General features: G+C 60.5%; 13 protein-coding genes. 10 read left to right on the top strand and 3 right to left on the bottom strand.

The window, feature by feature from the left end; genetic code table 11:
* Nucleotides 1-35 precede the first annotated feature (35 nt).
* The 6 genes from A6U87_RS00905 to A6U87_RS00880 all read left to right on the top strand — a co-directional run bounded on the left by A6U87_RS00905 (nt 36) and on the right by A6U87_RS00880 (nt 6,143).
* Nucleotides 36-1,202: an ABC transporter permease gene (locus A6U87_RS00905; protein ID WP_065689368.1), complete on the top strand. Its 1,167-nt coding sequence runs from the start codon at nt 36-38 to the stop codon at nt 1,200-1,202.
* Nucleotides 1,199-2,143 (top strand): ABC transporter ATP-binding protein, encoded by a 945-nt coding sequence (locus A6U87_RS00900; RefSeq protein WP_065689367.1) that lies wholly within the window; start codon nt 1,199-1,201, stop codon nt 2,141-2,143. Before A6U87_RS00905 ends, A6U87_RS00900 begins: the two co-directional genes overlap by 4 nt.
* The gene (locus A6U87_RS00895; RefSeq protein ID WP_065689366.1) at nt 2,140-2,889 is read left to right on the top strand and encodes an ABC transporter permease; all 750 of its coding nucleotides are present in this window, start codon (nt 2,140-2,142) and stop codon (nt 2,887-2,889) included. The genes A6U87_RS00900 and A6U87_RS00895 overlap by 4 nt, the downstream gene beginning before the upstream one ends.
* Nucleotides 2,890-2,936: 47 nt before the next feature.
* The gene (locus A6U87_RS00890; protein ID WP_065689365.1) at nt 2,937-3,332 is read left to right on the top strand and encodes a VOC family protein; all 396 of its coding nucleotides are present in this window, start codon (nt 2,937-2,939) and stop codon (nt 3,330-3,332) included.
* A gap of 12 nt (nt 3,333-3,344) precedes the next feature.
* Entirely contained in the window at nt 3,345-5,795 is a 2,451-nt protein-coding gene (locus A6U87_RS00885; RefSeq protein WP_065689364.1) for a glycoside hydrolase family 2 protein, read from the top strand.
* A gap of 126 nt (nt 5,796-5,921) precedes the next feature.
* A complete protein-coding gene (locus tag A6U87_RS00880) occupies nt 5,922-6,143 on the top strand; it encodes a DUF4189 domain-containing protein (protein ID WP_083199243.1) in 222 nt (73 codons plus the stop codon).
* 127 nt (nt 6,144-6,270) lie between these two features.
* Here the strand turns inward: A6U87_RS00880 and A6U87_RS00875 are convergent, their stop codons facing one another.
* Nucleotides 6,271-6,663 carry a PRC-barrel domain-containing protein gene (locus A6U87_RS00875; protein WP_065689362.1) on the bottom strand — a complete coding sequence of 131 codons (393 nt, stop codon included), beginning with the start codon at nt 6,661-6,663 and terminating at the stop codon, nt 6,271-6,273.
* Nucleotides 6,664-6,915: 252 nt separating this feature from the next.
* Here A6U87_RS00875 and A6U87_RS00870 point away from each other — a divergent pair, with 252 nt between their 5' ends.
* The 4 genes from A6U87_RS00870 to A6U87_RS00855 all read left to right on the top strand — a co-directional run bounded on the left by A6U87_RS00870 (nt 6,916) and on the right by A6U87_RS00855 (nt 11,406).
* Nucleotides 6,916-8,616, top strand: coding sequence for a long-chain fatty acid--CoA ligase (locus A6U87_RS00870; RefSeq protein ID WP_065689361.1), 1,701 nt, complete (start codon nt 6,916-6,918; stop codon nt 8,614-8,616).
* 138 nt (nt 8,617-8,754) lie between these two features.
* On the top strand, nt 8,755-10,380 hold the full coding sequence (gene pgi / locus A6U87_RS00865) for a glucose-6-phosphate isomerase (RefSeq protein ID WP_065689360.1): 1,626 nt from the start codon (nt 8,755-8,757) through the stop codon (nt 10,378-10,380).
* Between the two features lie 69 nt (nt 10,381-10,449).
* A complete protein-coding gene (locus tag A6U87_RS00860) occupies nt 10,450-11,085 on the top strand; it encodes a trans-aconitate 2-methyltransferase (protein ID WP_065689359.1) in 636 nt (211 codons plus the stop codon).
* Between the two features lie 51 nt (nt 11,086-11,136).
* Complete coding sequence (locus A6U87_RS00855) at nt 11,137-11,406, top strand: hypothetical protein (RefSeq protein ID WP_065689358.1); 270 nt, start codon at nt 11,137-11,139, stop codon at nt 11,404-11,406.
* 67 nt (nt 11,407-11,473) lie between these two features.
* On the opposite strand, the gene A6U87_RS00850 is transcribed toward A6U87_RS00855, so the two are convergent.
* Nucleotides 11,474-12,886, bottom strand: coding sequence for a DUF1254 domain-containing protein (locus A6U87_RS00850; protein ID WP_065689357.1), 1,413 nt, complete (start codon nt 12,884-12,886; stop codon nt 11,474-11,476).
* 46 nt (nt 12,887-12,932) lie between these two features.
* Nucleotides 12,933-13,973, bottom strand: a complete 1,041-nt coding sequence (locus tag A6U87_RS00845; protein ID WP_083199242.1) for a DUF1254 domain-containing protein — start codon at nt 13,971-13,973, stop codon at nt 12,933-12,935.
* Nucleotides 13,974-14,079 lie beyond the last annotated feature (106 nt).

The raw sequence follows: 14,079 nt of genomic DNA, 5'->3' as shown, positions 1-14,079 counted from the left end.
CGGAGCAGCCTTTCTTTCCGTACAGGGATGGATCGATGGAAGAAACCTTAGCGGTCCGCAAACTGGACCGGCTCGGCGTGGTTCTCGTTGTTGTTGGCGTCATTGCGACGGCGCTTCTGCCCTTCATATACGTCAAGGCAAACCGGATTGCGGCCGGCAAGGCGATGCTGCTGCCGCAGCTTCTCAATCAGCCATCCGTCATCATCCTGACCCTGCTGCTTCTTGCAACGGCGTTTGCGGCCCTCTTCCTGCAAAATGCATACATCCGGCTTGTCACAGCAACGCTGTGCCTTACCGCCTTGCTTGCGGCGATGGGCTTGGCCGCCACTGCGTTTACGCCACCCGGCAGCAACGCCGCACGCATGACGCCCGGCGGCGGCTTCTGGGTCCTTTTCGCCGTAATCGGCCTCATCGTCTCCGACGCGCTGGTGAAGATCAAACTCACGCCATGGATGCGGATCGCGGCGTTGGCGGCCTATACCGCCCTTCTCTGGCTCTTCCTCTCATCCGGCCTGCTCGACAGCCTTTCGATCATGAAGGAGTTTGCGACGCGATCCGATCAGTTCTGGACGGAGGCCTTGTCGCATCCGCTGCTGGCGTTCGGTTCGCTTGCCATCGCGATCGTCATCGGACTTCCTCTTGGCATCTTCTGCTTTTGGGTTCCGAAGCTGCGCGCCGCGGTGTTGCAGGGCTTGAGCCTGATCCAGACGATCCCAAGCCTTGCGCTCTTCGGCATCCTGATGCTGCCGCTCGGCTACCTCGCGACGCATGTGCCTGCCGCAGCCTCGATCGGCATCCGCGGTATCGGCGCGGCGCCCGCGCTGATCGCCCTGGTGCTCTACTCGCTGCTGCCGATCGTTGCCAATACCGTCGTCGGTCTGCAAGGCGTCGATCCGTCGGTGCGCGATGCCGCGGCCGGCATGGGTCTGACGCGCCGACAGGTGCTGACCCGGATCGACCTGCCGCTTGCCTTCCCTGTCATCCTGACCGGCATCCGCATCGTGCTCGTGCAGGCGATCGGCCTTGTCACGGTCGCGGCGCTGATCGGTGGCGGCGGCTTCGGTATCTTCATCTTCCAGGGCCTCGGCCAGACGGCCATGGACCTTGTATTGCTCGGCGCCGTGCCGACAGTCTTCTTCGCCTTTTCCTCGGCCGTCATCCTAGATGCGGTCATCGACAGCATACGGGGAACCGCCGCATGAGCATGATCGAGATCCGCAACGTCACCAAGCGCTACGGCGAGGCAACCGTCGTCGACAACGTCTCGATGAGCGTCGAGAAGGGCTCGATCACCGTCATCGTCGGCACCTCCGGTTCAGGCAAATCCACGCTGATGCGGATGATCAACAGGCTGGTGCCGATCACCGAGGGCCAGATTTTCGTCAACGATCAGAACGTCATGGACGTGCCGGTGACGGAGCTGCGCCGCAAGATCGGCTATGCCATCCAGGGTCACGGTCTTTTTCCACACCGGACCGTGGCGCAGAACATCGCAACCGTGCCGCAGCTTCTCGGCTGGGATACGACAAAGATCAACAACCGGGTCACCGAATTGCTGGGGCTGTTCAACCTCGACCCCGCGACCTTCGCCGACAAATACCCGCATCAGCTCTCCGGCGGCCAGCAGCAGCGTGTCGGCGTGGCACGCGCGCTGGCGGCGGAACCGGAACTGCTCTTGATGGACGAACCATTCGGCGCGCTCGATCCCGTCATTCGCGGCAAGGCGCAGGATGATCTTCTGGCCATCCAGAAACAGTTCGGCACCACCGTCATTCTCGTGACCCACGACATGGACGAGGCATTCCATCTCGGCAACCAGATTGCGGTGATGAGCGCGGGCAAGCTCCTGCAATGTTCGACGCCGGAGAAAATCCTCACCGAGCCGGCCGATCCCTTCGTGCAGCAGCTGACCGGCACTTCGGATCGAGCGCTGAAACTGATGTCGCTGCTGTCGCTGAAGGACAGCATGGAACCGGCGAAGAGCGGCCTGCCCTATGCGCTCCAGCAATCGCTCAGCCTGCGCGATGCGTTGGCGGAAATGATCTGGCAAGGCGTAGACGAAGCCGCCGTCCAGAATGCGGAGAAGACGCCCGTCGGTTCGATCTCGATGGCGCGGCTGCTGGAACTGGGCCGCAAGGCATGAAGCTGATCGTCGCCAATCTCTTCCGTGTGACGGCGCTTGTGGTGCTCTTGATCCTGCTTTTCAGGACAGAGTGGCTTTCATTCCTGCTTGTGCCGCTGACCAGCAACAACGCGCCCGCGGTCTACGCGCAGAACAGCCTGCCGGCGCTTGCCGCGGCGCATCTCTATCTCGTCGCGATCTCCATCGCAGGCAGCGCCGTGCTCGCCATTCTCGGCGGCATCTTCGTGACCAGGAAAAGCGGCGAGGACTTCCTGCCGCTATCGCGCGCGATAGCCAATGCCGGCCAGACCTTTCCGCCGGTCGCGGTCCTCGCGCTTGCCGTTCCCGCCACGGGCTTCGGCGCCGGGCCCACGCTGATTGCGCTGTTTCTCTATGGCCTGCTGCCAATCTTCGAGAATACCGTTTCGGGCCTGCGGCAGGTTTCGCCATCGGTGCTCGATGCCGCCGATGGCATGGGCATGAATGCGACGCAGCGGCTGTTTCGCGTCGAGCTGCCTTTGGCATTACCTCTGATTCTGGAGGGGCTGAAGGTTGCAACGGTCATCAACATCGGCACGGCGACGATCGGCTCGACCGTTGCGGCCAAAGGTCTCGGCGAGGTGATCATCGCCGGACTGATTTCCGACAATACCGCCTTCATCCTGCAGGGAGGCCTGATCGTCGGCCTGATGGCGGTGCTGATCTATGACGCGATGGGTCTGATCGAAAGCACGATTACGCGAAGAATGGGCTTGCGCGCGGCGTGAGCCTGCGGCTACCAAGGCTGCCGTGATATCGGCAATGGGAGGCAACCTTGGCCAAGATGATCCACTCCATGATCCGCGTTCTCGACGAGGCGCGTTCGGTCGAGTTCTACGGCAAGGTTTTCGGTCTGGAGATCGCCGACCGCATCGACTTCGAGACCTTCACGCTGATCTATCTCAGCAACCGCGAGACCGGGTTCGAGCTGGAGCTGACGGTCAACAAAGGCCGGGTCGAGCCCTACGTCCTTGGGGACGGCTATGGCCACCTGGCGGTATCGGTTGAGGAAGTCGCCGTCGAGCATCAGCGGCTGACCGAGGCGGGCCTCAATCCAGGCAAACTGGTCGAACTCAACCGCGACGGCAAATTGCTCGCGCTGTTCTTCTTCATCACCGATCCTGATGGTTACAAGATCGAAGTCCTGCAGCGCCACGGCCGCTACCTCTAAAGAGCTTACACGATGATCGAAAATACTGACCTGAACAGCGGCTGGACCCTTATCTGTAACGTTGCAGGAAGGCCTGATCTTCCCTCTAGCATTGCCGCGGCCGTTCCCGGCTGCGTGCACCTCGACCTTCTCGCACACCGCCTGATCCCCGATCCCTATATCGACGTCAACGAGATCACTAACGACTGGGTCGGGCGTGAAGACTGGACCTATCGCTGCAGTTTCGAAGCGTCGCCCGATCCCGACCGGATACAAGAACTGGTTTTCGACGGGCTTGATACCATCGCAACCATCTCGCTCAATGGCGAGGAGATCGGTCGCACCTACAACATGCACCGCAGCTATCGGTTCGACGTGTCGAACCGGCTGAAGGCCGGCGCGAACGAGCTCTGCGTCACCTTCCGCTCGGCCTATGCCTATGGCGCCGAGATGGAGGAGCACTACGGTTATCGGCCCAACAACTACCCCGGCCCCGGAAATCTGATGCGCAAGATGGCGTGCAACTTCGGCTGGGACTGGGGCCCGACGCTGGTAACGGCGGGCATCTGGAAACCGGTGCGGCTGGAAAGCTGGGCGCGAACCCGGCTGGCGGAAACGCGTGTTTCGGCCACGCTTGCCGGCGGCGACGGCGTGGTTACCGTTCACGCAAAGATTACGCGGCAGGATGCGACTGCCGGAAGCCGGATCACGGCCGGTATCGCCGGGATCAGCCAAACCATCGAAATCGCCCCGACGGACGAGATCAGCTTCGAGCTGCGCGTGCCCTCGCCGCAGATCTGGTGGCCGCACCATCTCGGCGCGCAACCGCTCTACACGCTGGATATCGAGCTGCGGGATGCAGTAAGCAACGACTTACTTGATCGCTATTCGAAAGAGATCGGCTTTCGCTCGGTCCGCCTCGACACCGCCCCGGATGAGCACGGCTCGGCCTTTACCTTCGTCATCAACGATGTACCGCTGTTCCTCTGCGGCGCCAACTGGATTCCCGATGACTGCTTCCCGTCCCGCGTGACCGCAGAGCGCTATGCGTCTCGCATCGAGGAGGCAAAGGCTGCCAATATCAACCTGCTGCGCGTCTGGGGCGGCGGGATCTTCGAACGTGACGAATTCTACGAAGAGTGCGATCGCGCCGGCATGCTGGTCTGGCAGGACTTCCTGTTTGCCTGCGCGGCCTATCCCGAAGAGGAGCCGCTGCGCGGCGAGGTCGAGGCGGAGGTGCGCGACAACGTCGTGCGGCTGATGCCGCATCCGTCGCTCATCGTCTGGAACGGCAACAACGAGAACATCTGGGGCTTCGACGAGTGGGGCTGGCGGCCGATCATCAAGGATGGCGAGAGCTGGGGTCTCTGCTATTACCTCGATCTGCTGCCGAAACTCTGCGCGGACCTCGACCCGGCGCGCCCCTACTATCCCGGCAGCCCCTATTCCGGGACCATGGAGATCGCGCCCAATGCCGATGAGCATGGGTGCAAGCATATCTGGGATGTTTGGAACGACGTCGGCTACGAGGTCTATCGCAACTATATCCCACGCTTCTGCTCGGAATTCGGCTGGCAGGCGCCGCCGAACTGGGCAACGCTCGAGGAGAGCGTTCACGATGCGCCGCTGACGCCTGTTTCGAACGGCGTGTTCCACCACCAGAAGGCCACGCAGGGCAACGACAAGCTGATCCGTGGGCTGGGCGGACATCTGGCCGAACCAGCGACCATGGACGACTGGCATTTCGCCACGCAGCTCAACCAGGCGCGGGCGATCCGCTTTGCCATCGAGCACATGCGCTCGCATCGGGCGGTGTGCAAGGGTGCGATCGTCTGGCAGTTCAACGATTGCTGGCCGGTGACGTCCTGGGCGGCGCTTGATTCAGCCGGTCGGCGAAAGCCGCTGTGGTATGCCATGCAACAGGCATTCGACCCGCGGCTCCTGACGATCCAGCCCCGCGACAACGGCCTTTCTGCCGTGGCAGTGAACGAACGGACGCTGTTCTGGCGTTCCAAGATCAGTGGCCAGCGGCTGAAACTCGATGGCACAGTCCTTGCGGAGTTCGAGTTCTGGCGGCTTCTCTGCGACCGCTTCGAGGCAAAGGCGTTCCCGCTCCCAAGCGATATCGCCACGCCGGACAACGGCCGCGACGAGGTTGTCGTGGTGCAGATGCTTGACCGGCGCGCGTTCCATTACTTCGTCGAGGATATCGATCTCAAGCTGCCGAAGCCCGAGTTTACGGTTTCCGTGACCAAAACTCATGAGGGTTGCGATATTGCCGTAACGGCAGTGTCCTTCCTCAAGGACCTCTGCCTGATGGCGGACCGTCTCGATCCTGATGCCGTCGTGGATTCGATGCTGGTCACGTTGCTGCCGGGCGAAAGCCATGTGTTCCGGGTCACTACGGCAAGGAGCCTCTCGGCCGCGGACATCACGCCTGGAACCACACTGCGGTGTGCCAACGACCTCGTCACGAAAGGCTGAGGGCAAGTCCTTCCTCTGAAGCCCGATTGACCCCAAAAATGGGTTGATCAGGGTCGATCCTGTTGCTGATGGCTTAAGACTGAAGCTGCTACTGGGGCCTGATATAAATGCTCCAGAGGACCGCAAATGAGAATGACGCTACTCGCCGCTGCCTGCGCGCTTTGCGTGGCTGCTCCCGTCTCCAGTGCCTTTGCGTGGGGATGCATCGCCATCTCCGACAGCGGCAGCGCCTATGGCTACAGCTATGATTTCGACCGGAGAGGCGATGCGGAAGATCGCGCACTGAACGAGTGCACCGCACGCACCGACGAAATCTGCGAAATACAGGACTGCGACGAGGACAAATAGTCACCACCCGCCTGCCAGGTCAGCCTTGAATCACGAAACCTCCGGTTTCCGCCGGAGGTTTTAGTGGCTAAGGCTTGACGGTGGCCCGCCGAGACGGGGCCTGTCCGTTTTCGCCTCGCGAAAGACGCTACATCCAGTAGGGCGGCACGCCATAGTAGTCGTAGACCCGGCGGCCATTGTCGTTGTACCAGCTGTCGTCGTCGTCCGAATAGCTCGGCGCACCTTCGATCTGTTCCTTCGTCAGATCGATCCGATATCCATCCAGCTGCGTGTCGTAGGTGAGTTTTTCCCACGGCAGCGGATAGTGATCGTGGCCAATTCCCATGAAGCCGCCGAAACTCAGCACCGCATAGGCCACACGGCCATCCTGCTTGCCGAGAATGAGGCGCTCGATCGACCCGATGTGCTTGCCGTCGGCACCATAAACGCGGGTGCCTTCGACGCGGTCGCTGGCAATCAGCGTCGGCGTATCCTTGACGTTCGGGTCACGGCGGTTCTTGTCAGCGTCCTGATGCAGCATTGTGCACCTCCTTTTTTCGTGTTGCCTCGTCTTTGGTCTGCGCTTTGAAAACGCCCCCCATTGCTCAAGGTTCCGAATTTCTCGCCGAGAGTGCCTACCTCCTGAAATATTGACGTTTACGTTAAGGTTAGTATAGCTTCAATCTCGGCTTGAACCGTTCAGGCAATGACATAAGCTGCTGCATTGGAAGATGGAGGATCATCCAATCGGCTTGCCGGGACACCGGCCGGCAGCGAAAGGGAGAGAGACACGATGAACAGCATTTCCGTCTATCCGGACGGCGCCAAACCCGAAAAGCCTTGGCTTGCCGCCTATCCCACGATTGTTCCCGCGGAGCTTCCGCCGCTGGAATATGCATCGCTGGCGGAACTGCTGGAAAAATCCTGCGCGCGTTATGCCGACCGAATCGCTTTCTCCAGCATGGGCAAAAGGCTGAGCTACCGCGAACTGGAGAGCCAGACGCGCAAGGTTGCGGCATGGCTGCAGAACAGCGGCCTTAAGAAAGGCGATCGCGTTGCGGTGATGATGCCCAATGTGCTGCAGAATCCCGTTGCAGTTTACGGCATTCTGCGCGCCGGCATGGTCGTCGTGAACGTCAACCCGCTCTATACGCCGCGCGAACTGGAACACCAGCTGCGCGATTCCGGCGCCAAGGCGATTTTCGTGCTGGAGAACTTTGCGCGCACGGTCGAGCAGGTGCTGGCAAGGACCGATGTGCGGCACGTGGTCGTGAGCTCGCTCGGCGAAATGCTGGGCGCCAAGGGGCTGATCGTCAACCTCTTGGTCCGAAAGGTGAAAAAGCTCGTCCCTTCCTGGTCGATCCCGCAGCACAAAACTTTCCGGCAGGTGCTCAGCGAGGGCGCCGGCAAGGCCTACAATCCCGCGGGACTGAGCGTCAACGATATTGCCTTCCTACAATATACCGGCGGTACGACCGGCGTCGCCAAAGGCGCTGTCCTCACGCACAAGAACCTGCTCTCCAACAAGCTGCAGCTGGAGCTTTGGCTGAAATCCGCCTTCGAGAAGAGACAGCGGCCAGAGGTGTTGAACTTTCTCTGCGCGCTGCCGCTCTATCACATCTTCGCGCTCACGGTGAATTCGCTGATGGGCATGTCGCTTGGGGCGCACAATATCCTGGTTGCCAACCCACGCGACATTCCTGCGCTGGTAAAGGAATTTTCGAAGTCGAACGTGCATGTCTTTCCGGGGCTCAACACGCTCTTCAATGCGCTGATGAACAATGCCGATTTTGCCAGGATCGACTTCTCCTCGCTGGTGATTTCGCTCGGCGGCGGCATGGCGGTGCAGCGGCCGGTTGCCGAGCGCTGGCTGAAAGTGACGGGCGCGCATATCACCGAAGGCTATGGGCTATCGGAAACCTCGCCGGTTGCGACCGCCAATCGTTTCGATTCGGCGGAGTTCACCGGCTCCATCGGGTTGCCGATCCCCTCGACCGAACTCGACATCCGCGCCGAGGACGGAACTTCGCTGCCGCTCGGCGAGGTTGGGGAAATCTGCATTCGCGGCCCGCAGGTGATGGCCGGCTACTGGAACAAGCCCGAGGAGACGGCCCGCGCGATGACGCCCGACGGCTATTTCCGCTCCGGCGACATGGGCTTCATGGATGCCCGCGGCTACACCAAGATCGTCGACCGGAAGAAGGACATGATCCTGGTTTCAGGGTTCAACGTCTATCCGAACGAGATAGAGGAAGTGGCCGCGATGCACCCCGGCATCATGGAGGCGGCAGCAGTCGGCGTCGCTGACGGGCATTCCGGCGAAGCGGTTAAGCTGTTCGTGGTCAGGAAGGATCAGGCGCTGACGGAAGCCGACGTGAAGGCCCACTGCGCCGCGAATCTCACCAACTACAAGCGTCCGCGCTTCGTCGAGTTCCGCACCGAATTGCCGAAGTCGCCGGTGGGCAAGATCCTCCGGAAGGATCTGCGCGGCTGATTTTGACAGTTCCGTGAATTTGAAAGCCATCCGCGCCGCCGGGTGGCTTTTTTGCGTTTCGACAGGTCGCCGAACTTGATTTGCGCCCTACAAAGCGAATAGTTTCCGCGACCCTCTCGCCCTGCAAAGGAGCCTCCCATGAATGCCATCGTCGAACAACTGAAGAGCACCGCGGCCGCCACCAAGGCCACCGATATCCGCGCTGCCTTCGCCGCCGATCCGCAGCGCTTTGCGCGCTTCACCGCGTCCCTCGACGACCTTCTGATGGACTATTCCAAGACCGCCGTAAACGACGAGATTCTGGCTCTGCTGGTGAAGCTCGCCGAAACCGGCGGCGTCGAAGCCAAGCGTGACGAAATGTTCTCCGGCAAGGCAATCAACTTCACGGAAAACCGCGCCGTTCTGCATACCGCCCTGCGCAACCGCGCAAACACGCCGGTCCTCGTGGACGGCAAGGACGTGATGCCAGACGTCAACGCCGTGCTGGCCGCAATGGGCAAGTTCGCCGACGGCATTCGCTCCGGCGCGCTGAAGGGCGCGACCGGCAAGGCGATCACAGACGTCATCAACATCGGCATCGGCGGCTCCGATCTCGGCCCGGTGATGGCGACGCTTGCGCTTGCGCCCTTCCACGACGGTCCGCGTGCGCATTTCGTTTCCAACATCGACGGCGCGCATATCGCCGACATCCTCAAGCTGGTGAAGCCCGAGACCACGCTGTTCATCGTCGCCTCAAAGACCTTCACGACGATCGAGACGATGACGAACGCGCAGACCGCGCGTAAATTCATTGCCGATGCGCTGGGCGAGGCAGCGGTCCAGCATCACTTCGCAGCAGTTTCCACCGCGCTCGACAAGGTCGCGACCTTCGGCATCGACAGCGCGCGCGTCTTCGGTTTCTGGGATTGGGTCGGCGGGCGCTATTCGATCTGGTCTGCGATCGGCCTGCCGCTGATGATCGCCGTCGGGCCCGAGAACTTCGGCAAGTTCCTCGATGGGGCGCATGCCGTCGACAATCACTTCCGTCAGGCGCCAATTACCAAGAACCTGCCGATGCTGCTCGGCCTGATCGGCTACTACCACCGCAACGTCCTGGGTTATGCCACGCGCGCGATCCTGCCCTACGACCAGCGCCTGTCGCGCTTCCCGGCCTATCTGCAGCAGCTCGACATGGAATCCAACGGTAAGGGCGTCACCGTCGACGGCACGCCGGTCGAGGGCAATTCCGGCCCCGTTGTCTGGGGTGAGCCCGGCACCAATGGCCAGCACGCCTTCTATCAGCTGATCCACCAGGGCACGAGCGTGATCCCGGCGGAATTCATGATCGCAGCCAATGCCTTCGAACCGGAGCTTCGCCACCAGCACCAGCTGCTGATGGCTAACGTCATTGCCCAGTCGGAGGCACTGATGAAAGGCCGCACTTTCGCGGAGGCCAAGAAGCAGCTGACCGACAAGGGCATGGACGACAAGCAGGCCGACTTCATCGCGCCGCACCGTGTATTCACCGGCAACCGTCCGTCGATCACCTTCGTTTACGACAGGCTGACGCCCTATGCGCTGGGGCGCCTGATCGCGCTCTACGAACACCGCGTGTTCGTCGAAGGCGTGCTCTTCCGCATCAATTCCTTCGACCAGTGGGGCGTCGAGCTCGGCAAGGAACTGGCCACCGGCCTGCTGCCTGTCATCGAGGGCAAGGAGAGCGCGGCTGGCCACGACTCCTCGACACAGGGACTCGTCGCGGCACTGGCGATGCTCGCCAAGTAAGCCACAACGCACCATGTCACGCTTCCGCAATCGCGGGAGCGTGACGGCCAGTCTGAGGAAGGATGTCTGATGGCCGAAGCCGACCGACGCGACCACTGGCAAGGCGTTTACACCAGCAAGGCGGAAACCGACGTCAGTTGGTATGAGGATGTTCCTGAACTCTCGATGGCACTGCTTCGAGATGCAGGGCTGCGGCCGGGTATGTCAGTCATCGATATCGGAAGCGGTGCGTCGCATCTGGTGGACGCGCTGGTGGCCTATGGGGCCGCCTATGTCGGCATCCTCGACCTCTCAGCGGCAGCGCTTGAGACGGCGAAGTCCCGGCTTGGCAGCGCCGCGCCGGTGGAAGCGTTTGTCTCCGATATCACATCATGGACGCCCGACCGGCAGTATGACCTTTGGCATGACCGCGCAGCGTTTCATTTCCTGACGGCGAGGACCGATCAGCAAGCCTATGTTCGCGTGCTCGCGCAGACCCTCAAGGACGGCGGGAAAGCGGTGATCGGCACCTTCGCCTTGAACGGACCCGAGACGTGCAGCGGCCTGCCCGTCATGCGCCACGATGCCGCAAGCCTTCAGGCGGTCCTTGGCGCGCAATTCAAGCTCATCGCGACCCGCCAGCACGAGCACACCACTCCCTGGAACACCGTGCAGCATTTCCAGTTCAGCACCTTCGAAAAGGTCCCTACGGGACAACCGGCCTAGCAATACGGGCAACGCCTAAACGCACCCATCCATCCAACGCGTGAGGTTCACATGAAAGCTTCAGTCATCGTAGCAGCAGCGATTGTCCTCTCGGCGGCGACAGCACACGCCGCGCCACCGTCCGACATATCCGATCTGGTGGGCGCTCGTGCGGCCGGTGCGGAATCGGAGATGCAGGCGCGCGGTTACGAGGATGTCGGCGGCAACAATACGTGGTGGAACGCCGCAAGCGGGACCTGTGCAAAGGTTCACGTCTCGAACGGCCGCTATAGCCGCATCGACAAGTTAAAGCCGAGCCAATGCGGCCAGCAGGGCAAGTGATCGCCAGCATCGATCCGAGCTGATTAACCTACGGATCGGCCACCGGGATTCTGGTTGCCGAGCAGCCTCATGTAGTCTTGACCATCGCTGGCTTTGTCCATGTGCCGTCCAGTGCTTCCGGTTTGGGCCAATAGAGACGCATCGCAACAACAAACGGTCCCTTCGGCGCCGGTAGCCAGTTGGGTTCCTTGTCCGTCCCCGGGGATTCGTTTTGAACATAGAACGTCAGGCCACCGTCGGCATCCCTGACGAACGTCGGCAACATCGGCGAGTTCAGCAAATACCGATGGATTGGATTGGCGACGAGAAGGCTCTGAGGCAGTTCGTACATCGTCAACGACCAGAATGCGTTGACCGGTGGCAGCTTGTCGGCTGCGAAGCGGATCGTATACCGGTTTGCGCCGTCGAGATGCTTGCCCTCTGAATCGATGGCATAGGCGGGATATATCGCCTCCTGCTTGGAATTTCCGTAGATGCCGAGGACAGCGGCGGTCATCCGATAAAGATAGTTGTTCTTCAGATATTCGCGGGTGCCGAACATCTCGCCGGATGTGACCTCACCGCTATCGAAACGTTTTTTCAGCGCTTCCAGGTCAGCCCAGGCATCGCCTATGCCCTGCTGCATGGCGTCCTTCGCCTCTGGCGAAATCTTGGTCGGGTCGAACGTCTTGCCAGCCCCAATACCGATCTTGGCGAAACGCTGCATCAGTTCGGTCTCCGATGGATCGGTGGGGCAGAAATGCAGGACAAAGTTGAGAATATTGAAACACTCAAGCGACGTCTTCTCCTCACTTGCCGTTAGCGGCGTAATGAAATCAATCGCGGCTGCGGCTGTCGGCGCGTGTTGCGCAATGAATTTGGAGAGCGGCTCTGCTCGGTATGCCGATTGGATCTTCTTGACGTTCTCAAGGTCCTCCGGATTGAAGAGTTGCGTTCGGTAGATGGCGAGCACCAACTCGGTTTCCGAGCGTATGACCTTGGCGATACCCTTCGGCGCCTCGCCCTTCCAATTCGGCCCCGCGATCAGGAAGCTTCCGCCTCCGTTACCGGTTGCACGACTGCCGATGTAGTCGAAATTGAATGTGTAGGCGTCAATCAGCTGGATGCTGAAATATCGATCCTTCTCGATCGGTGGGACCGTCAAGACGATAGGCTCGGCGCGCAGATCCAAGCCCAGCATCGAGTACGGCGTATCCGAATTCGGCGTCTGGATCGCGGTGTCGGCTGGCGTATAGACGCGTGGAATGTTCACCAGCTGATTCCACGGCCCCTTGTACTCGGGGTCTTTTGCATCGACGAAATAGGCGTACTGGATGCGATAATTGTCGATGATCGGGAAGCCGTAGATATAAGCCTCCTTGGCGATGGCGCGCACTTCGGCCGCGCCAAGCTCGGCGGCGGTAGCTCTCCCCGCATTGAGGCTCGCCAGGCCCGCCGCCACCACCAGCCCCTTGGTGAACTCGCGTTTTGTCAGCTGCATACGTCTTCTCCCGGATTGCTTCGAACGCCAATGCTGTCGATTGCGATCATTTCAGCGGCTGCGGCTCGGGAAATTTCCACGATCCGTCGAGGATTGCCTCACGCGGGCGGTAGAGCCGAACTGTATAGTTCCAGCCAGGCACGATGGGCAGGCAGTTCGCGATCTTGCCGTCGCAGCCACCGAACTGGACCTCTATCGAACCGTCGTCACCCTTTTTCGCCGTCACGTTATTGAGCGAATAGGCATTATACTTGTTTTTCTGGAAATAGCCTTTGGCGTTATAGAGACTGATGGACCAGAAGCCATCAACGGGAACGTCCTTTACCGTCAACTTGTACGCCGTCTTGCCGTCGTTCTTGGCGGGCGTGATGTTAAGATAGGTCGCATCCTTGTCGGGGTTTCCGCCCCATGCCGCGGCGCTTGCGACCAGATGACGAACGGGATCGACCGCATCCTTGGAACCAAATGCCTTGTTGAAGTCGGGCATTGTCGTCGCCAAGACGAGAAGCGCATCACGCACCTTCTTCTGGCTGCCCGGATCCCAATGCGGGATTTCGAACTTGCCGGGTCCGCCCGCCTGCTCGACCTTGATCGCGTCCTGCAATGCGTGAACCTGTTCGACATCCTTCGGATCGGTTGGATCGACAAATGTTCGGATACCAATGGCCATGTACCGGGTACCCACTTGATCCTTGGTGAAGGTACTTGCACCGCCATACGACACTGTCGGTATGTAGTGGTCTTCGTTGATCGCCATCAGGGACATGAATCGCTTGCCGGCGTCAGGCAGCGTGACAGTAACCGGTCCGGCATCCAGATCGAAGACTGCCGCCGAGTAGAGAGTGTCACGGTTCAGTCGTATGACCGTCTGGTTGTCGATTGTTGCCGGCTCTCGGCGATGGTTGAATTTGCCGAAGCCGCCGTCCTTGGCGAAGTTGCTGAAATAGAGATCGCTCTCTGCACGGATGAAATTGTCCACCGTCACCGACTCTGCAGCATATGCCGCAAGAGGGCCTGTCAACACCGCAAGTCCGACTGCAGTGGCGTGAATAAACGGTCTGCACGAAATCGACAGCTTGCTTGGCATGACATTCCTCCAATGAATGGAGGTGAAAGGTCGCGCAACATTGTCACAACGAGAAGTACGTAACGGTAACAATGCCGTAAATGATCCGGATTCGCAGTGTCCGGGT

The organism is Rhizobium sp. AC44/96 (assembly GCF_001692185.1).
GTDB lineage: Bacteria > Pseudomonadota > Alphaproteobacteria > Rhizobiales > Rhizobiaceae > Rhizobium.
The sequence above is the reverse complement of the archived record's forward strand: the minus strand, read 5'-3'. Positions and strand labels throughout refer to the sequence as shown.